This is a genomic window from Micromonospora sp. NPDC000663, from assembly GCF_042898105.1.
In the GTDB taxonomy this organism is placed as follows: domain Bacteria; phylum Actinomycetota; class Actinomycetes; order Mycobacteriales; family Micromonosporaceae; genus Micromonospora.
The window spans coordinates 91408-108571 of record NZ_JBIAYR010000007.1; the positions used below are offsets into that span (position 1 = coordinate 91408).

The 17164-nt window shown below is 72.2% G+C and carries 15 protein-coding genes, 1 pseudogene and 1 riboswitch; of the genes and pseudogenes, 7 read left to right on the forward strand and 9 right to left on the reverse strand.

Features of this window, described 5'->3' with window-relative positions; all coding sequences use genetic code 11:
- Positions 1 to 30 precede the first annotated feature (30 nt).
- The 3 genes from ACFY1S_RS22705 to ACFY1S_RS22715 all read left to right on the forward strand — a co-directional run bounded on the left by ACFY1S_RS22705 (position 31) and on the right by ACFY1S_RS22715 (position 2197).
- Positions 31 to 468 (forward strand): VOC family protein, encoded by a 438-nt coding sequence (locus ACFY1S_RS22705; RefSeq protein WP_387121709.1) that lies wholly within the window; start codon positions 31 to 33, stop codon positions 466 to 468.
- A 65-nt stretch (positions 469 to 533) separates the two neighbouring features.
- Positions 534 to 1721, forward strand: coding sequence for a DNA polymerase IV (gene dinB, locus ACFY1S_RS22710; protein WP_387121370.1), 1188 nt, complete (start codon positions 534 to 536; stop codon positions 1719 to 1721).
- A gap of 116 nt (positions 1722 to 1837) precedes the next feature.
- Positions 1838 to 2197 carry a hypothetical protein gene (locus tag ACFY1S_RS22715; RefSeq protein WP_387121373.1) on the forward strand — a complete coding sequence of 120 codons (360 nt, stop codon included), beginning with the start codon at positions 1838 to 1840 and terminating at the stop codon, positions 2195 to 2197.
- A 101-nt stretch (positions 2198 to 2298) separates the two neighbouring features.
- Here ACFY1S_RS22715 and ACFY1S_RS22720 read toward each other — a convergent pair whose 3' ends face one another.
- The 3 genes from ACFY1S_RS22720 to htpG form a co-directional block, all read right to left on the reverse strand.
- Positions 2299 to 2973 carry a transglycosylase family protein gene (locus tag ACFY1S_RS22720; protein ID WP_387121376.1) on the reverse strand — a complete coding sequence of 225 codons (675 nt, stop codon included), beginning with the start codon at positions 2971 to 2973 and terminating at the stop codon, positions 2299 to 2301.
- Positions 2971 to 3141: riboswitch (cyclic di-AMP (ydaO/yuaA leader) on the reverse strand. (Overlaps the previous gene by 3 nt.)
- A gap of 154 nt (positions 3142 to 3295) precedes the next feature.
- Positions 3296 to 3949, reverse strand: coding sequence for a ThuA domain-containing protein (locus ACFY1S_RS22725; protein WP_387121379.1), 654 nt, complete (start codon positions 3947 to 3949; stop codon positions 3296 to 3298).
- A gap of 85 nt (positions 3950 to 4034) precedes the next feature.
- Positions 4035 to 5951: a molecular chaperone HtpG gene (htpG, locus tag ACFY1S_RS22730; protein WP_387121382.1), complete on the reverse strand. Its 1917-nt coding sequence runs from the start codon at positions 5949 to 5951 to the stop codon at positions 4035 to 4037.
- Positions 5952 to 6112: 161 nt separating this feature from the next.
- On the opposite strand from htpG, the gene ACFY1S_RS22735 reads away from it, so the two are divergent.
- Entirely contained in the window at positions 6113 to 6811 is a 699-nt protein-coding gene (locus ACFY1S_RS22735; RefSeq protein WP_387121385.1) for an SDR family oxidoreductase, read from the forward strand.
- A 66-nt stretch (positions 6812 to 6877) separates the two neighbouring features.
- On the opposite strand, the gene ACFY1S_RS22740 is transcribed toward ACFY1S_RS22735, so the two are convergent.
- A complete protein-coding gene (locus ACFY1S_RS22740) occupies positions 6878 to 8632 on the reverse strand; it encodes a M28 family peptidase (protein WP_387121388.1) in 1755 nt (584 codons plus the stop codon).
- Positions 8633 to 8837: 205 nt separating this feature from the next.
- Between ACFY1S_RS22740 and ACFY1S_RS22745 the strand changes: the two genes are divergently transcribed.
- Positions 8838 to 11651: an ATP-binding protein gene (locus ACFY1S_RS22745; RefSeq protein ID WP_387121391.1), complete on the forward strand. Its 2814-nt coding sequence runs from the start codon at positions 8838 to 8840 to the stop codon at positions 11649 to 11651.
- Positions 11652 to 11663: 12 nt separating this feature from the next.
- Here ACFY1S_RS22745 and ACFY1S_RS22750 read toward each other — a convergent pair whose 3' ends face one another.
- Positions 11664 to 12404, reverse strand: coding sequence for a hypothetical protein (locus tag ACFY1S_RS22750; RefSeq protein WP_387121394.1), 741 nt, complete (start codon positions 12402 to 12404; stop codon positions 11664 to 11666).
- Positions 12401 to 12916 carry a SigE family RNA polymerase sigma factor gene (locus ACFY1S_RS22755; RefSeq protein WP_387121397.1) on the reverse strand — a complete coding sequence of 172 codons (516 nt, stop codon included), beginning with the start codon at positions 12914 to 12916 and terminating at the stop codon, positions 12401 to 12403. The genes ACFY1S_RS22750 and ACFY1S_RS22755 overlap by 4 nt, the downstream gene beginning before the upstream one ends.
- A 116-nt stretch (positions 12917 to 13032) precedes the next feature.
- Between ACFY1S_RS22755 and ACFY1S_RS22760 the strand changes: the two genes are divergently transcribed.
- Complete coding sequence (locus tag ACFY1S_RS22760) at positions 13033 to 13887, forward strand: DUF3152 domain-containing protein (protein WP_387121401.1); 855 nt, start codon at positions 13033 to 13035, stop codon at positions 13885 to 13887.
- Between the two features lie 10 nt (positions 13888 to 13897).
- Here the strand turns inward: ACFY1S_RS22760 and ACFY1S_RS22765 are convergent, their stop codons facing one another.
- From ACFY1S_RS22765 to ACFY1S_RS22775, 3 genes and pseudogenes are all read right to left on the reverse strand, one after another.
- Positions 13898 to 14575, reverse strand: a complete 678-nt coding sequence (locus ACFY1S_RS22765; protein WP_387121404.1) for a hypothetical protein — start codon at positions 14573 to 14575, stop codon at positions 13898 to 13900.
- A 119-nt stretch (positions 14576 to 14694) separates the two neighbouring features.
- Positions 14695 to 14778, reverse strand: a pseudogene (locus ACFY1S_RS22770) (peptidase S1); the annotation flags it as partial.
- Positions 14779 to 14802: 24 nt separating this feature from the next.
- Positions 14803 to 15786, reverse strand: a complete 984-nt coding sequence (locus tag ACFY1S_RS22775; protein WP_387121407.1) for a helix-turn-helix domain-containing protein — start codon at positions 15784 to 15786, stop codon at positions 14803 to 14805.
- A 72-nt stretch (positions 15787 to 15858) separates the two neighbouring features.
- Here ACFY1S_RS22775 and ACFY1S_RS22780 point away from each other — a divergent pair, with 72 nt between their 5' ends.
- The gene (locus ACFY1S_RS22780) at positions 15859 to 17121 is read left to right on the forward strand and encodes an MFS transporter (RefSeq protein ID WP_387121410.1); all 1263 of its coding nucleotides are present in this window, start codon (positions 15859 to 15861) and stop codon (positions 17119 to 17121) included.
- Positions 17122 to 17164: the final 43 nt, after the last annotated feature.

The window sequence follows — 17164 nt, forward strand, 5'->3', positions numbered from 1 at the left end:
ACCATGACCGACGAGATCAGGGGAGCTGCCATGCCACGCGACGTGCAGATCACGTTCGACTGCGCCGACCCGGCCGCGCTGGCCAGGTTCTGGGCCGAGGCGCTCGGCTACCAGCTGCAGGACCCGCCCGGCGGCTTCGAGTCGTGGGAGCAGGCACTCGACGCGATGGGCGTGCCGCCGGAGAACCGCAACGACGCCTCGGCGGTGGTCGACCCCGAGGGCTCCCGACCACGGCTGTTCTTCCAGCGCGTACCCGAGGGCAAGCAGGTCAAGAATCGCGTCCACCTGGATGTGCGCGCGGCGCCGGGCCTCGCCGGCGACGAGCGGATGGCGGCCCTCGAAGCGGAGGCCGAACGGCTCGTCGCGTACGGCGCCATCCGGCTCGCCCGACACGAACCCGCTCCCCCGCTGGGCGCCGGCCACCTCGTCATGGCCGACCCCGAGGGCAACGAATTCTGCCTCGACTGATCGGCACGTGACCGCGTTCGCCCAGGTCACTGTCGTGGCGACAGGCGCCATGCGAACATGTGTACGTGTCGCCCGGGGCCACCATCCTGCACGCCGACCTGGACGCCTTCTACGCGTCGGTCGAGCAGCGCGACGACGCACGCCTGCGGGGACGCCCGGTGATCGTCGGCTGCGGGGTGGTGCTCGCGGCCAGCTACGAGGCGAAGGCGCGGGGCGTCCGCAGCGCCATGGGCGGTCAGCAGGCGCGCCGGCTGTGCCCCGACGCGATAGTGGTGCCGCCGCGCATGTCCGCGTACACGGTGGCGAGCCGGGCGGTGTTCGAGATCTTCCGGCGGACCACCCCGCTGGTCGAGGGGCTCTCCATCGACGAGGCGTTCCTGGACGTGGGCGGCCTGCGCCGCCTGGTCGGGCCCCCGGTCGATATCGCCGAGGGTCTGCGTCGGGAGGTCCGCGAGCAGGTCGGCCTGCCCATCACGGTGGGCGTGGCGCGGACGAAGTTCCTGGCGAAGGTGGCAAGTGGGGTGGCGAAACCGGACGGGCTGCTGGTGGTCGCACCCGACGGCGAACTGGCGTTCCTGCATCCGCTGCCGGTCGAGCGGCTCTGGGGTGTCGGTCCGATCACCGCTGCGAAGCTGCGCGAACGCCGGATCCGTACCGTCGGCGACGTGGCCCGGCTCGGTGAGGCGGCGCTGGTCTCGCTGCTCGGCGCGGGTGCGGGCCGGCACCTGCACGCTCTGGCCCACAACCGTGACCCCCGGCCGGTGCAGGTGGGCCGCAGGCGTGGGTCGATGGGCGCGCAGCACGCGCTGAGCCGAGCCCCGCACGCGGCGGCCGAGCTGGACGCGATCCTCGCCGGCCTGGTCGACCGGGTCACCAGACGGATGCGGGCCGCCGGACGGGCCGGACGCACGGTGGTGCTGCGGCTGCGCTTCGGCGACTACACGCGGGCCACCCGCTCGCACACGGTGGGCAAGGCGACCGCGGACACCACACAGGTGCTCGCCGCCGCACGGGCGCTGCTGCGGGCGACCCAGCCCGAGATCGACAGGCGGGGCGTGACCCTGATCGGCGTCTCGGTGGGCAACCTCGACGACAACCCGGTCCAGCCGGAGCTGCCCTTCCAACCCGACCCCGGCACCGACCTGGACGCGGCGGTCGACGCGGTCCGCGACCGGTTCGGATCGGCGGCCCTCACCCGGGCGGTGCTGCTCGGCCGCGATCCCGGCGTCGAGATGCCGCTATTGCCCGACTGATGGTCTCTTGGCGGCCGAGTTTCCTGCGATCGGCGACACATCACAGCAGGTCGGCGGTTTAGCCGACCGCCCACGGGTGACCCTTGAGGGGACCAGCCTGACGAGGGGGACCCACGATGTCCGACGACACCAGCAACCGACCGAGCCGTCGCGTCGAGCGTCCGCACGACGTGACCGACCCGCTGCTCTGGCAGCTCGCGGTCGACGTGCTGAGCGCCCACGAGCCGGACGACGAGGGGCACTGCCGCAATCTCCAGTGCGCCGGCCAGGGGTGGCCGTGCGAGGCCCGCACCGGCGCCGAGCACTCGCTGCGGCTGGCCCGCGGCGAGTCCACCTCGGTCGAGATGACTGTCGACGAGGTACGGGACGAGAGCCGCCCCGGCTGGCCCGGCGGGACCGCGCCGCGCTGGGGCCGCAACGCCGGGCCGCTGCCCGCGCAACAGCGGGAGCAGAAGGCATCCGCCACCGCGGCCTGACCGCGACCCGCGTCGTCACACACGAACGCTCGGCCGGTGACCCGGCCGTGCGTCGTGCGTCGTGCGTCGTGCGTCGTGCGTCGTGCGTCGTGCGTCGTGCGTCAGAGGCTGAGCCGCTGACCCGGGAAGATCAGACCCGGGTCGGCGCCGATCAGCTGCCGGTTGCGCTCGTACAGCGCCTGCCAGCCGCCGGTCGAGCGCTGGCGGTCGGCGATCTCCGACAGGGTGTCGCCCGGCTTGACGGTGTACGTCTCGCCGCCCGCCGCGGGCGCGGTGCGCTCGTGGTCGCGCGTCGCCGGCTTCTCGCCGCGCGACGGCCTGGGCTTCGAGGTCGACTCCGTCGACTTGGCCGACTCCGTCGACTTGGTTGACTTGGTCGACTTCGTCGACTTGCTGGCGGAGCCGCCCGACGAGCCGCCCTTCTTGCCGCAGGTCGGCCAGGCGCCGATGCCCTGCCCGTCGAGCACCTTCTCGGCGACGGCGATCTGCTCGCCGCGGCTGGCCAGGTCGGCGCGTGCGGCGTACTTCTTGCCGCCGTAACCGGCCCAGGTGCTCTGCGAGAACTGCAACCCACCGTAGTAGCCGTTACCGGTGTTGGTCTTCCAGTTGCCGCCGGACTCGCACTTGGCGATCGCGTCCCAGTTGACGCCGGCCTGCGCCGGGGCGGCCGGGCCGAAGAGGGCGACAGCACCGGTGACCGCGCCGACGGCAAGGGTGCCGACGGCGAGGCGGCGGGTGGTGACCCGTCGATGACGGGGCGTGTGAACAGACGTCATGAATATCCTCCACGCCGGCGAGGTGAGCTGTCGGGTTCGGGCCGAGGAGCCCGGCCGCGCGGTGGCGGCTTCACCCCGAGGTGCGTGCACCGGAAAACCTGGTTCCCCCGCTCCTGCCCGGTGGACTGGGTTCCGACGACCGGGGGCAGGATTTGGCGTTGCCGGCCGTGGTGTCCGCAGTGGCGAACCCGACCGACGTTAGGCACGGTCGGTGACGAACGCCCACTCGCTGTGAAGTTCTTCACCGGGCAGCGCTCCGCGTTGCGCCCACCGGTTGCGGGCCTCGCGACACTGTGCAGTGACCACGATGGACCGTTTGCGATCAGCGCTCGGGGCGGAGCCAGGCGACGATTCGACGCAGCAGCTCGACGTGGCCTGGCGACTCGTACGACCGGCCGTCGTGGCCGAGGGCGCTGTAGACGATCCGGCTGTCCCCTGCCGTGCGGGCCCAGACGAGCGGGTGGAAGACGCCGCCCTCCCGGTACCCGTAGAGCGGCTCGATGTGGACGCCGTCGACCCGTTCCAGGTCGGTGTAGCGCTCGTCGAAGACCTCGATGTCGCCGAGCCCCTCGGTGATCGGATGCGCGACGGCGGTCCGCCGGATGAGACTGGAACCGATCGGCGGATGGAACGAACGGCCGTGTTCCCAGGCGGCGCCGATGGTGGCACGCCAGCTCGGCACCCGGGGGAACGCGAGGGTCGCGCTGTGGACGGCGAGCAGATTGCCGCCGCCGGCCAGGAAGCCGTCGAGAACGAGCCCGAAGAGCGCGTCGTCGGGGACCGGGGAGGACCGGTCGGCGCTCGCGTTCACCACCAGCAGTCGGGCACCGTCGAGCGCGGTCGCGAGCCGGTCGACGGACGTCACGACGGCGGCACCACCGATGATGTCCGCGAGGATGGCGCTGGTCTCCGGCAACGGGTGCCAGCGGTCGCCGTGCGGCCCCTGGCCGCTGAAGATCACGGTGCCGACAGGCACGGGCCCTCCCGGAATCGACGTTCGGGCAGCGGTCAGGGTCGAGTACCGGCGGGGCCCCTGCCGGGTGCCCCGCCGGTCGGAGCGACTACAGGGTGCGGGCCAGCCGGTCGGCGAGCGTCCGGGTGAAGCGGGCCGGGTCGGCCAGTTCGCCGCCCTCGGCGAGCACCGCCAGGCCGTACAGCAGCTCGGCCGTCTCGGTCAGGGTCTCGGAGGAGTCGCCCTGCTCGTGGGCCTTGCGCAGCCCGGCGACCAGCGGATGACCCGGGTTGATCTCCAGGATCCGCTTGGTCGACGGAACCTCGTGCCCCATCGCCCGGTACATCTTCTCCAGCGTCGGGGTGAGATCGTGCGCGTCCCCGACGACGCAGGCCGGTGAGGTGGTCAGCCGCGACGACAGGCGGACCTCCCGGACACTGTCGGCGAGGGTGGTGCCCAGCCATTCGACGAGCGCGGCGAACTCCTGCCGCTGCTGTTCACGTTCGGTCTCGGCCTGCTGCTTCTCCTCGTCGGTGTCCAGGTCGACCTCGCCCTTGGCGATGGAGCGCAACTGCCGACCGTCGTAGGTGCCGACCCGCTCGACCCACACCTCGTCGACCGGATCGGTCAGGAGCAGCACCTCGTGGCCCTTGGCCCGGAACGCCTCCAGGTGCGGGGAGTTCTCAATGGTGGCCCGGGAGTCGCCTGTGGCGTACCAGATGTCGCTCTGGCCGTCCTTCATCCGCGAGACGTAGCCGGCGAGGTCGGTGGGCTCGGCCGGGTCGTTGGTGGACGCCACCGACAGGATCTCCAGCAGGGTCTCCCGGTTGTCGGTGTCGTCGATAAGCCCTTCCTTGACGACAGTGCCGAACTCGGTCCAGAAGGTGCGGTACCGCTCGGGGTGGTTGGCCTTGAGGTCCTTGACCGTGGCGAGGACCTTCTTGACCAGACGGCGGCGGACGATCTGGATCTGCCGGTCCTGTTGCAGGATCTCGCGGGAGATGTTCAGCGACAGGTCGTGCGCGTCGACCACCCCCTTGACGAAGCGCAGGTAGGTGGGGACCAGCGCCTCGCAGTCGTCCATGATGAACACGCGCTTGACGTAGAGCTGGACGCCGCGGCGGCCCTGCGGGGCGAACATGTCGAGCGGGGCGTGGCTGGGCAGGAACAGCAGCGCCTCGTACTCGAAGGTGCCCTCGCCCTTCATGTGCACGACCTCGAGGGGGTCGGCCCAGTCGTGGCTGACGTGCTTGTAGAACTCGTTGTACTCGGCGGCGTCGACCTCGTCGCGGGGCCGCGCCCAGAGCGCCTTCATCGAGTTGAGGGTCTGCACCTCGCTCGTGGCGTCCGCGCCGTCGGCGCCGGGGCGTTCGACGGTCATCCGGATGGGCCAGGCGATGAAGTCGGAGTAGCGCTTGACGATCTCGCGGAGGGTCCACTCGGAGGTGTAGTCGTGCAGGTTGTCCTCGGTGTCGGCGGGCTTGAGGTGCAGGGTGACAGACGTGCCCTGCGGCGCCTCGTCGACTCCCTCGACCGAGTACGTGCCCTCGCCTGCGGACTCCCAGCGGGTGCCGCCGGTCTCGCCGGCCTTGCGGGTGAGCAGGGTGACCCGGTCGGCGACCATGAACGCGGCGTAGAAGCCGACGCCGAACTGGCCGATCAGGTCCTGCGAGGCGCGCGCGTCGGCGGACTCGCGCAGCTGGCGCAGCAGCTCGGCGGTGCCCGACTTGGCGATGGTGCCGATGAGGCCGACCACCTCGTCGCGGGTCATCCCGATGCCGTTGTCCCGGACGGTGAGGGTGCGGGCGTCGCGGTCGACCTCGATGGTGACGTGCAGGTCGTCGGTGTCGGCGACGAGGTCCTTGTCGACCATGGTGGCCAGCCGCAGCTTGTCCAGCGCGTCGGACGCGTTCGAGATGAGTTCCCGCAGGAAGACGTCCTTGTTCGAGTAGATCGAGTGGACGACCAGTTGGAGGAGCTGACGCGCCTCGGCCTGGAACTCCAACGTCTCGGCCTGGTTGCTCACACCGTCTCCCTTCTGTCACGTGCGGAGGTTCGCGCAAAGGATACGAGTCGTCACCGGGTGGGCGGTGGGGACGTCCGGGTCGTATTCCCGATCCGGGCGCGCCCTCCTCGTGACGTAGGTGACTTTGGCTAGCAGAAGTCAGCACGGATAACCTGACGCCCATGAAGATCTCTGGAAGCACCGCCCTCGTCACCGGCGCCAACCGTGGCTTCGGCCGCCACCTCGCCGCCGAACTCGCCTCCCGGGGCGCCACCGTCTACGCCGCCGCCCGCAACCCCGACACCGTCGACCTGCCCGGCGTGACGCCGGTACGCCTCGACATCACCGACCCCGCCTCGGTGGCCGCCGCCGCCGAGCTGGCCGGCGACGTGAACCTGCTGATCAACAACGCGGGCATCGACACCCGGACCGACCTGCTCGACGGCGACCTGGACCTCGTCCGGCTGGAGCTGGAGACCCACTACGTCGGCACCCTGTCGACGATCCGGGCCTTCGCGCCGGTCATCGCCGGCAACGGCGGCGGGACGATCCTCAACGTGCTGAGCGTGCTGTCCTGGTTCGGCTCCCCGGCCCACCCGGCCTACAGCGTCGCCAAGTCCGCCGAATGGTCGATGACCAACGTGCTGCGCGTCCAACTCGCCGAGCGGGGCGTCCGCGTCGCCGGCCTGCACGTCGGCTACCTGGACACCGACATGGCCGCCACTGTCACCGGCCCGAAGTCCGACCCGGCCGCCATCGCCCGGATCGCCGTGGACGGCATCGAGGCCGACGCGTACGAGATCGTCGCCGACGACCTGAGCCGGCAGGTGCAGGCGGGGCTGGCCGGCGGCGTCGCCGCGCTCTACCCGCAGCTCCCCTGACCTCCGACGCGACGGGCCGCCGCCGGGTGTTCCCGACGGCGGCCCTGCCTCATGTCGGGTACGCGGTCAGCTCGCCTGCAACGTCACGTCGTCGATCACGAAGCTGGTCTGCAGTGAGGCGTCCTCGGTGCCGGTGAACGTCAGCGTCACGGTCTGCCCGGCGTACGCGGCCACGTTGAGCGTGCGCTGGACGTAGCTGGTCGAGGCGTTCAGATTCGAGTACGTCGCCAGCGTGGTCGAACCCATCCGCACGGTCAGCTTGTCGTACGCCGTGGACGTGGTGGTCTCGGCGGTGTCGATGCGCGTCCAGAACGACAGCGTGTAGCTGGAGCACCCGGCCGGCACGGTCACCGACTGGGACAGGGTCTCGGTGCGGGTGCTGCCGTACCCGTTGAGCCACGCCTTGTACGACCCGGTGCGGGCCGGCTTGCTGCTGGAGTTGGTGATCACCCCGGAGGACGCCGTCCACACCGTGGCGCCGCTCTCGAAGCCGCCGTTGCCGATCACCTGGGCGGCCGCGCAGCCGCCGGTGCCGGTCACGGTGAGGGTGAGGGTGGCGGTCCGGGTGACCGAGCCGGTCCCGGTCACCGTCACTGTGAAGGTGCCTGTAGCGGCGCTCGACGAAGCGGCAAGTGTCATCGTCGACGAGCCGCCGGAGGTCACCGAGGACGGGCTGAACGACACGCTCACCCCGCTGGGCGCCCCGGAGGCGGAGAGGCTCACCGACTGCGCCGAGCCGGCGGTGGTGGCGGTGGAGACCGTCGCGGTGGTGCTGGCGCCCCGGGCCACGGTGCGCGTGGTGGGGCTGACCGCGACGGAGAAGTCGTTGGTCGGGGTGCCGCCACCCACCGCGAGCTGCCACAGCGCGTACGCGACGCCGTCCGCCGCCCGGTTAAGCACCGTGGCGCTGACGTTGGCGGTGGTGTCACAGGACCGGTGGTAGCAGGGGTCGTACGCCGAGTTGGCGGTGCCTCCCCACTTGGCCGCCTGGGTGCTGGTCTTGCGGGCGCTGGCGCCCGCGGCGTAGCCGGAGGTGGGGATGCCTGCCTGCTGGAAGTAGTAGTCGTCGGAGCGGCCCTGCCCCTCGACGTTCTCCTCCGGTTGCAGGCCCAACGAGTCCCAGTACTCCTTCAGCGGCGCGGCGGTGGTCGAGCTGACCCGGTTGATGAAGTAGCCGCCGTTCGTCGAGCCGACCATGTCGAAGTTGTAGTAGCCCTTGATGTAGCCGCGCTGGGTGGCGCTCAGCGAGTTGACGTAGAAGCGGGAGCCGTTGAGCCCCTGCTCCTCGTCGGTCCACCAGGCGAACCGGACCTTCTTCGTCATCGTCGGGTTCTGCGCGGCCAGGACCAGCGCGTTCTCCAGCAGGGTGGCCGAGCCGGTGCCGTTGTCGTTGATGCCCGGGCCAGCCGAGACGCCGTCGAGGTGGGCACCGAACATGACCACCTGGTCGGTCGGGCCGCCGGGCCACTCCGCGATCAGGTTGTTCGAGGGGTACGTGCAGCTGGAGCAGTACTGCTCGCTGACCGTGTAGCCGGCCGACTGGAGCCTGCTCTTGACGTAGCTGAGCGAGGCGGTGTAGCCGGCCGAGCCGGCCCGCCGGTTGCCGCCGTTGCTGGAGGCGATGGAGTTGAACTGGGTCAGGTGGGCCTGGACGTTCGTGACGGAGATGTCAGGTGCGGCCAGGGCGGCGACGGACGCGGCGATCGGCCGGGCCAGCGTCGTCGTGGTGGTGGGCGACGCGGTCGCCGGCTGGGCGGCCATCGTCACCGTCATGGCGAACACGGCGAGCGCGGTTCCCGCGCTCAGCGTTCTGCCTCTCATGGGGGCTCCTCGGGGGTTGGAGAGATAACCGCGACACTGACAGATATCGATGTAGCGGGCATCGGTCGTTCGTCCGGAACCACCAGCGCCTCGACGGTAGGTGCCGGCGTCAGCACAGGTGAGTAGAGATGCCAGGATGGGTAGGTAACACCAGCAGGGGTCGACGGGCCCGGAACGGGGGGCTTGCGATGGGGCCGGGTCGAACGTGACACGACCCAGAACGGATCTCTTCACCGACGGCGGCGAGACCGGCCGACTCATGGCCGACCTCGACTGGGCCGGCACTCCGCTCGGACCGGTCAGCGGCTGGTCGCAGAGCCTGCGCGCCGGGGTCCGGGTGGTGCTCTCCTCCCGCTACCCGATGCTGCTGCTCTGGGGCGAGAGCTTCTCCCAGCTCTACAACGACGCGTACTCCGCGTTGATCGGCGACAAGCACCCCGCCGCGCTCGGCGGCGACGTACGCGTGACGCTTGCCGAGGGCTGGGACGTCCTCGCCCCGCTGATCGAGCAGGCAATGGCCACCGGGGTCGCCAGCTGGGTGCCCGCCCTGCGGTTGCTGCTGGATCGGGCCGGCTACCGCGAGGAGGCGTACTTCAGCGTCTCGCACGCCCCGGCCCGCGACGACGACGGCCGGACGGTCGGCGTGCTGACCGTGTGCAGCGAGGTCACCGAGCAGGTGGTCGGCGAACGGCGGCTGCGGCTGCTGCGCGACCTGTCCGTACGCGGCGACGGCCGGACCGTCGACGTGGACGCCACCTGCGCCCGCCTGATCTCCGCGATCGGCGGTCACCCGCTGGACGTGCCGTTCGCCGCGATCTACCTGCGCGACGGCGCGGTGCTGAGGCGTGCCGCATGCGTCGGCGGCGAAACGGACGACGCCACGGTGCCGCACGGGCTCCCGGACGCCGTACACCTGGACGAGCCGGGCCGGACCGGCCACGCCTGGGGGCTGCCGGACGCCGCCGAGGGCCGTCCGACCGAGGTGACCGGAATCGCCGAACGACTGAAGCTGCCCGGCGGCGCGTGGGACGACCCGGTACGCGCCGCGCTGGCGCTGCCGCTGCCCTCGGCCGACCAGGAGCAGCCGCTCGGCGTCCTGCTCGCCGGGGTCAGTCCCAGCCGCGGGCTGGACGAGTCGTACCGGTCCTTCTACCACCTGCTGGCCCAGCAGGTGTCCGTGGCCCTGCGGAACGCGCGGGAGTACGAGCAGGAACGTCGGCGGGCCGAGGCGCTGGCCGAGCTGGACCGGGTGAAGACCACCTTCTTCACGAACGTCAGCCACGAGTTCCGTACCCCGTTGACCCTCATGCTCGGGCCGCTCGGTGACGCGCTCACCGACGCCGCCGCGCCGCTCGCGCCGGTGCAGCGGGAACGGGTGGAGACCGCATGGCGCAACGCCACCCGGCTGTTGACCCTGGTCAACAGCCTGTTGACCTTCTCCAGCCTGGAGGCCGGGCGGGCCTCCAGCGAGGCCCGTGTGATCGACCTCGCGGCGCTCACCGCCGAGCTGGCAGGGGTTTTCCGGGCGGCCGTCGAGCGGGCCGGCCTGGTGCTGGAGGTCGACTGCCCACCCCTGCCCGGCCCCGTCACGGTGGACCCGGTCAACTGGGAACGGATCGTCACCAACCTGCTCTCCAACGCCCTCAAGTACACATTCATCGGGCGGATCCGGGTCGCGCTGGACGCCGACGACGAGGAGGTCCGGCTCACCGTCGCGGACACCGGCATCGGGATCGCCGAACAGGACCTGCCGAAACTCTTCGAACGGTTCCACCGGGTCCAGGACACCCGTTCACGCAGTCACGAGGGCACCGGGATCGGGCTGGCCCTGGTCCACGAGCTGGCCCGCCTGGAGGGCGGGCAGGTCCGGGTGACCAGCGAGGTCGGCGTCGGTACGACCTTCACGGTGGCGCTGCCCCGGTCTACCTCACGTCGTGCGGTGACCGGCCCACCGGCGAACGGTCGGGGTGACGCGGCCCGCGCGGCGGTCGCCGAGGCGATGGGCTGGCTGACCGACCCGGCCGACGAGGTGCGGGAGACCGCCGCGGCGTCCGGTCCGGCCACGGACGAGCTGGCCGGCGCGGACATCCTGCTGGCCGACGACAACAGCGACATGCGCGCGTACCTGAGTCGGCTGCTCACCGCCCAGGGCTGGCGGGTACGGGCGGTCAACGACGGCCGGCAGGCCCTTGACGCGATCCACCGCGATCGACCGGACGTGGTCCTCACCGACGTGATGATGCCGGTGCTCGACGGCTTCGACCTGGTCCGCCAACTGCGCGCCGACCCGGCGACCCGGACCCTGCCGGTGCTGGTGCTCTCCGCCCGCGCCGGCGAGGAGGCCAGCGTGGCCGGCCTGAGCCTCGGAGCCGACGACTACCTGGTGAAGCCGTTCGCCGCCGCCGAGCTGATCGCCCGGGTGCGGGCCGCCATCCGTCGGGCCCGGGCCGGCACGGCCACCGACCCGACCCCGGCCGGCGGTGTCACTCCGGCACCCGCCACCACCGGACCCGGCGAAGTCGTCACCGGGCTGCCGGCGCCGACAGTCGAACCGCAGCCGGCCGCGCCCGACGGCCCCGACCTGTCCGGCACCACCACCGGACCGGTCACCGGAGCACCGACGGATCCGGCCGGCGACGCGCTCGACGCCGGTTGGACGTACCCCTCGGCGCCCACCTCCGCCGCCGCGCTGCGCCGCGACGTACGGCTGGCGCTCGCCGATCTGGACGTCGGCCCGGACCTGCTGGAGGATCTGCTGCTCGCCGCGTCCGAGGCCATGAACAACGCCGTCGAGCACGCGCAGCGGCCCAGTCGCCCCGAGGTGCGGGTCCGGCTCCAGGTCGGCGGTGGCCTGATCCGGATCTCGGTCCGCGATTTCGGCACCTGGCGGGACCGCCGCCCGGCGATGGACCGGGGGCGCGGGGCGTTGCTGATGAACGCGTACGGCGACGTGCGGCTGGTCTCCACCGCCGAGGGGACGACGGTGACGATCGAGCGTCGGCTGGACGACCCGGCCTGAATGACAGACCCGTCAGAGGCGGCGACCGTCGCCGTCGCGGGCCACGATGCCGTCCAGCCGCTGCCCCGGGGCCAGCTCGGCCGGCTCGAACCAGAAGATGACCACCTGCTTGTCGAGACTCCACCGGGCCAGTCGGGCGTCGACCTGCCGGCCGGCGACGGTGCCGACGATCCGCTGGGCGGGGCCGACGAAGTAACCGAAGGCGGGCACCGGCGCGGCGGACGACCGCTCGTCGTACCCGATCTGGTGGAAGCCCGGACTGCGGTCGGCCCCCTCGACGTCGTTGACCAGGAAGTCCGTGGTCAGGGTGCCGTCCGGGGCGCGGCGCCCGGCGGCCAGCCCGATGGACACCCCGGGCTCCCCGGGCACCGACACCCTGACCATGTAGTACACCCGCTGGTGGGTGCCGTGCCAGACCCCACTGTCGACGGCCCGGCCCAACGGCTTCGGCGGTGGTGTCGACGGCGGCGGCGTGGGCTCCTGCGACCTCGGCGTCGGCGAGACGGCGGCCGGCGGCGGAGCGACGGCCACCGGCGGCGGACGGTCGACCGGCAGCGGCTCCCCCGGCCGCGGCCCGACCGCCACCATGACGACGACGGCGAGGGCGGTCGCCAGCGTCGCCGCTCCGGCTCCGGCGACCCGTCGACGGGTCCGCAACCGTCGTCCCTCCCGCATGACGGCGGCCAGGTCGAGGGTGACGGCGGGACGCTCGGTCGCCCGCATGGCGTCCCGGAGCCGGTCCAGCTCGGTCATCGCCGCACCTCCTGGTTGTCGACGGTCAACGGGCCGGCGGCGCGCAGCTTCTCCAGGGCCCGGGAGCTGGTGCTCTTGACCGTGCCCACGGAGATGGCGAGTTCCCTGGCCACCTGCGCCTCCGGAAGGTCGAAGTAGTAGCGGAGCACCACGATGGCCCGTTCACGGGGGCTCAACGCGCCGAGGATGGCGGTCAGCCAGCGCCGCGTGACCACCTCGTCGGCCACGTCGTCGCGCCGCTGCTCCGGGACCTGCTCGGTCGGATACTCCCGCAGTGGGCGCCGCCACCCGTCCACCAGATGGTTCACCAGGATGCGGCGGGCGTAGCCGTAGGCGTCGTCGTCGCGGATCCGGGACCAGGACGCGTACGTGCGGACCAGGGCGGTCTGCGCGGCGTCCTCGGCCCGGTGATGGTCTCCGGTCATCAGGAACGCGGCGTGCACCAGCCGCGCGGTAGCCGCCTGCGCGAACTCGACGAACTCCGCGTCACCCCGCGCCCTCCCCCGTGCCACACCGGTACCGACGGGCGGGGCCGCCGAAAAGTTGCGTCCGGACCGCCTCAACTTTTCGCCGCGATCACCCGTCTTCTCCCCCGCGCCGCCTCCGTGCGGCGCGCGAGGGGAGAGACATGTCGACGAAGGCTACCCGCCGTGGTCACGCCGCCTCCGCGGCGTTGCTGGTGGTGGCACTGCTCACCGGATGCGACCTGCCGGTCGCCGGTGCGAACGACCCGGCCCTGACCGGGCCTGCCACGACCGGCCCGGCGCTCGGCGGGCAGCCCGCCGCGGGACAGGTGCCGACCGGGCGGCCGGCTGCCGCCGCCGGGAGCGCCGGCGCCGCGGCCCCACCCGTCGTGGTCAGTTACCCCGGCACCGGCGGCAACCGCTGGACGACGGCGGCGGCCGAGACGACTGCCGGCGCCGGAGGCGATGGCCGCCTGCTGCGCTACCGGGTGCTTGTGGAGCGCGACATCCGGGGGCTTCCGGTGGCCGAGGTCGCGGCGTCGGTGTCGGCGACGCTCAACGACCCGCGCGGGTGGACGGCCGGCGGGAGATGGCGGCTGCGCCGGGTGGGCGCGGGCACCCCTGCCGACTTCACCATCTACCTGGCCACCCCCGGCACCCGCGACACGCTCTGCCAGGACGTGCCGGACGGCTACACGTCGTGCCGCAACGGCGACCGGGTGGTGCTCAACGTGGCCCGGTGGGTCAAGGCCGTGCCGGGTTACGGCGCGAACCTGGCCACCTACCGGCAGTACATGGTCAACCACGAGGTCGGTCACCGGCTCGGGCTGGGACACGAACGGTGCCCGGGGCGCGGGCGGGCGGCGCCGGTGATGCAGCAGCAGACGCTGGGCCTGCACGGCTGCACCGCCAACGCCTGGCCGTACCCGCACGGTTCGGACCGCTACACCGGGCCGGTGGGGGCGTACCGCGACGAGATCCCGCCGCCCGAGGGGGCGCGGCAGCGGCCGGCGCACTGAGCACCGCCGCTCAGGACCGGCGCCCGCGTTCCTGCTCGAGCCGCTCGTCGAGGCGACCCAGCTCGTAGATGGCGTTCAGGTTCGTCGGCAGCCGGCTGACATTGTCCGGCACCGGGCCGGGGTCCGGATCGAGATCGAGATCGAGATCGGGAGCGGGCGTGGGTGCGGGAGTGGGCGCGGGTGCGGGTGCGGGTGTCGGACCGGCCGCCACGACCACCGGGCGGCGGCGCCACAGCAGCAGCAGCGCGAGGACCCCGAAGGCGGCGGCGAGCACCAGGTAGTACGCGGGCGGCCAGCCGCCCCGGGTGGGGGTGCTGAACGTCGGCGGGGCGGCCGGAGCGGGCGCGTCGCCGGTGCGCAGCGGCACCGACGCCTCCCGGGGCCCTGGGCCGTTCGCGGGACGCTCGGGCGGGCCGGGCGCCGCTGACGCCCGAGGCGTCGACCTGGCCGGTGGGGTGCTCGCCGGCCCCGCCGGATCCGACCGGCCGGGCGCCGCCGACGTGCTCGGCGTGGGCGCCACGGTGGGAGCCGGTGTCGGGGACGTGCTCGGCGCCGAAGCGCCGCCCAGCAGGTCGTCGACGATCTGCCCGACGCCCCCGAGAAGGTCGCCGATCGGCCCCGAGGTGGCCGACGGGGACGGCGCGGGCGCCAGAGCGAGGGTCAGCACGAGGGCGACGACAGCAGGCATGGTCCACCTCGGATGTGTCGATGTGCCAGGCACGCTACCGCACAGTGGGTCACCTGTGGATGACACCCCGGCGTGGCGGTCGGGGACACTCGCCTCCCGACCACCGGAATCCACAGTGGTCAGACGGGCAGACCGTCGACCTGGGTGGAGATCCAGGATCTGATGGACGACAGATCCACGTAGATCGACGGGCCGGTGGCGCATGTAGCGGAAGCGTCATACCGGCGTCAGGTGGCGGCCGCATCGCCGGCGGCGACCAGCGCCTCGGCCGCGGTCGTGCGGGCGTAGAGGACGAAGCGGCCGACGCGGTGGGCCCCCACCAGGCCGGCCTCGCGCAGCGCGCCCAGGTGCTGTGACACGGTGCCCGGGGTGAGCCCGCAGCGCTCGGCCAGTTCCACGGTCGAGGTCGGGACCGCCAGTTCGTGGAGCAGGGCGGCCCGGGTGCGACCCAACACCCGGGCCAGCCCTCGCCCGCTCGGGGCCGGATCCCGTTCCCAGAGAGTGGCCACCGCCCGCGCCGGAAAGCGCAGCACCGGTTGTCCCGGAGAGCCGAAGTTGGACCACACCCGGCGGCCGATGAAGACCGACGGCACGAGCAGCAGGCCCCGACCGTCGAGTCGCACACTGCCGGCGACGACGATGTGCTCCACCTTCAGCGTGCCGGCCTCCAGCCGGACGAAGGGATCGAGCTGGTTGAGCAGGCCGTGCACCCCGTCGGTGGCCATCCGTTGTGCGCCGAGCAGCACTTCGCGCTCCAGCACGGTCCGCATCCGGGGCCAGTAGGGCGCGATGACCGCATCGGTGTACGCCCGAATCACCTCGGCCAGCCGGGCCAGGTGAGTTGGTGGATCGGCGTAGAGCGCCGCCAGAGCCGACGACCGGGGCGCTGGCAGCGTGTCGAGGCTGGCCCGCACCGCTTCGGGAGGTGTGGCGACGAGGGTCGCCAACTCGATGTCGAGGGTGGGCTGTGACGTGGTCGGTGGCGGGCAGATGAAGGTCGGGATGGCTGGTGTCGGCATCTGCACCAGGTCGGTGAACAACTGCCAGTCCACCTCGGCCAGACGCGGCCGGACCCGCTGGTGCCAGGCCAGGTGCTCCGGGAACTGATGCGGCCGCTTGATGATCCGCACACTGGCCACCGCCTCCCACAGCGGTGACACCGCGAATCGGGTCATCGCCAGGTCCCGCGCGTCCAGACCGACAAGCATCATCCGCGCCCCCGATCGATTCGGCGAGCATCAAATTTATCTGTCGAAAGGACTGCGACGGGCACCGTGGGCGGCATGACCACTGCCCCGACGGTGACCGCCGCACGCCAACGACCGGAGCCCTGGCCGCGATCCTTCCGCCTGCTCTACACGGCCTCCCTCATCGATGGCGTCGGCTTCCACGTCGGCCAGTTGGCCGTACCGGTGCTGGCCGTCTCCCTGCTGGCCGCCACTCCCGGTCAGGTTGGGACTCTCGCCGCTCTGAGCACCGCCGCCTTCCTGCTGATCGGCCTGCCGGCCGGCGTCTGGGTCGACCGGCTGCCCCGCCGTGCAGTGCTGATCATCGCGAATTTCACCCGGGCGGCACTTGTCGCATCCGTGCCGCTGGCCTGGTGGGCCGGCTGGTTGAGCATCCCGCAGCTCTATGTGGTGGTGCTGCTGACCGGAGTCGGCACCGTCTTCGCCGACGTCGCCGCGCAGAGCTACCTGCCCGACCTGGTCGGCCGAAAGCGGCTGGTGGCCGCCAACTCGCTGATGATGAGCACCGGCGCCACCATGCAGATCGCAGGAAGAGGGCTCGGCGGGCTGGTGGTGCAGGCGCTCACCGCGCCGGTCGCGATCGTGCTGGACGCGGTGAGCTTCGCCGTCTCCGGGACAGTCCTCACCCGGATCCGCCCCGAGGCACCCCGCCCTCCGAGGTCCCGTGCCACGGGCAGCTTTGCCCGGCAGCTCAGCGCCGGGGTCCGGCACGTGGCCGGCAACCCGCTGCTGCGCCCACTGGCCCTCTCGACCGCGGGCATCAACCTGACCATGCAGCTCACCACGACAATGCTGCCGGTCGTCTTCCTGCGCGAACTGGAGCTGGGCGCGGCCGTCCTCGGCGTCTTCCTGGGCGTCGGCGGGGTCGGTGCGCTGCTCGGCGCACTCAGCGCACGCTCCCTCGCCGACCGGATCGGTCACGGTCGCGCGCTCTGGCTGCCCGGTCTGCTCGTCGCCCCGCTCGGCGGGCTTGTCGCCCTGGTCCACACCGGACCGATGCTCTGGCTCGCCGGGATCGGCTGGATGGCCCTGGCCTGGCGGACGGGGGTCGGCAACGTCATCGGGGTGAGCCTGCGCCAGGGCGCCACCCCGGACGCGCTGCTCGGCCGGATGAACGCCACCTTCCGGTTCCTGCTCACCGGGGCGCTGACCGTCGGAGCGGTCGCCGCCGGCCTGCTCGGTCAGTACGCGGACGTCCGTACAGCGCTTGTGGTCGGCGCGGTCACCAACGGACTGACCTGGCTCCCGGTGTTCTGCTCACCACTGCGCACGCTGCACCGACCACCCGTGCCCGACTGACCGGCGCCGTCCACGTCACCACCATCGACCGCCGTTACGTGGC

What these genes read in the sequence shown, in the direction of transcription:
- ACFY1S_RS22765 (WP_387121404.1), bottom strand. Translation starts at nt 14,575, where the DNA reads ATGCCTGCTGTCGTCGCCCTCGTGCTGACCCTCGCTCTGGCGCCCGCG.
- ACFY1S_RS22740 (WP_387121388.1), bottom strand. Translation starts at nt 8,632, where the DNA reads ATGAGAGGCAGAACGCTGAGCGCGGGAACCGCGCTCGCCGTGTTCGCC.
- ACFY1S_RS22750 (WP_387121394.1), bottom strand. Translation starts at nt 12,404, where the DNA reads ATGACCGAGCTGGACCGGCTCCGGGACGCCATGCGGGCGACCGAGCGT.
- ACFY1S_RS22715 (WP_387121373.1), top strand. Translation starts at nt 1,838, where the DNA reads ATGTCCGACGACACCAGCAACCGACCGAGCCGTCGCGTCGAGCGTCCG.
- ACFY1S_RS22760 (WP_387121401.1), top strand. Translation starts at nt 13,033, where the DNA reads ATGTCGACGAAGGCTACCCGCCGTGGTCACGCCGCCTCCGCGGCGTTG.
- ACFY1S_RS22780 (WP_387121410.1), top strand. Translation starts at nt 15,859, where the DNA reads ATGACCACTGCCCCGACGGTGACCGCCGCACGCCAACGACCGGAGCCC.
- ACFY1S_RS22705 (WP_387121709.1), top strand. Translation starts at nt 31, where the DNA reads ATGCCACGCGACGTGCAGATCACGTTCGACTGCGCCGACCCGGCCGCG.
- ACFY1S_RS22720 (WP_387121376.1), bottom strand. Translation starts at nt 2,973, where the DNA reads ATGACGTCTGTTCACACGCCCCGTCATCGACGGGTCACCACCCGCCGC.
- ACFY1S_RS22775 (WP_387121407.1), bottom strand. Translation starts at nt 15,786, where the DNA reads ATGATGCTTGTCGGTCTGGACGCGCGGGACCTGGCGATGACCCGATTC.
- ACFY1S_RS22735 (WP_387121385.1), top strand. Translation starts at nt 6,113, where the DNA reads ATGAAGATCTCTGGAAGCACCGCCCTCGTCACCGGCGCCAACCGTGGC.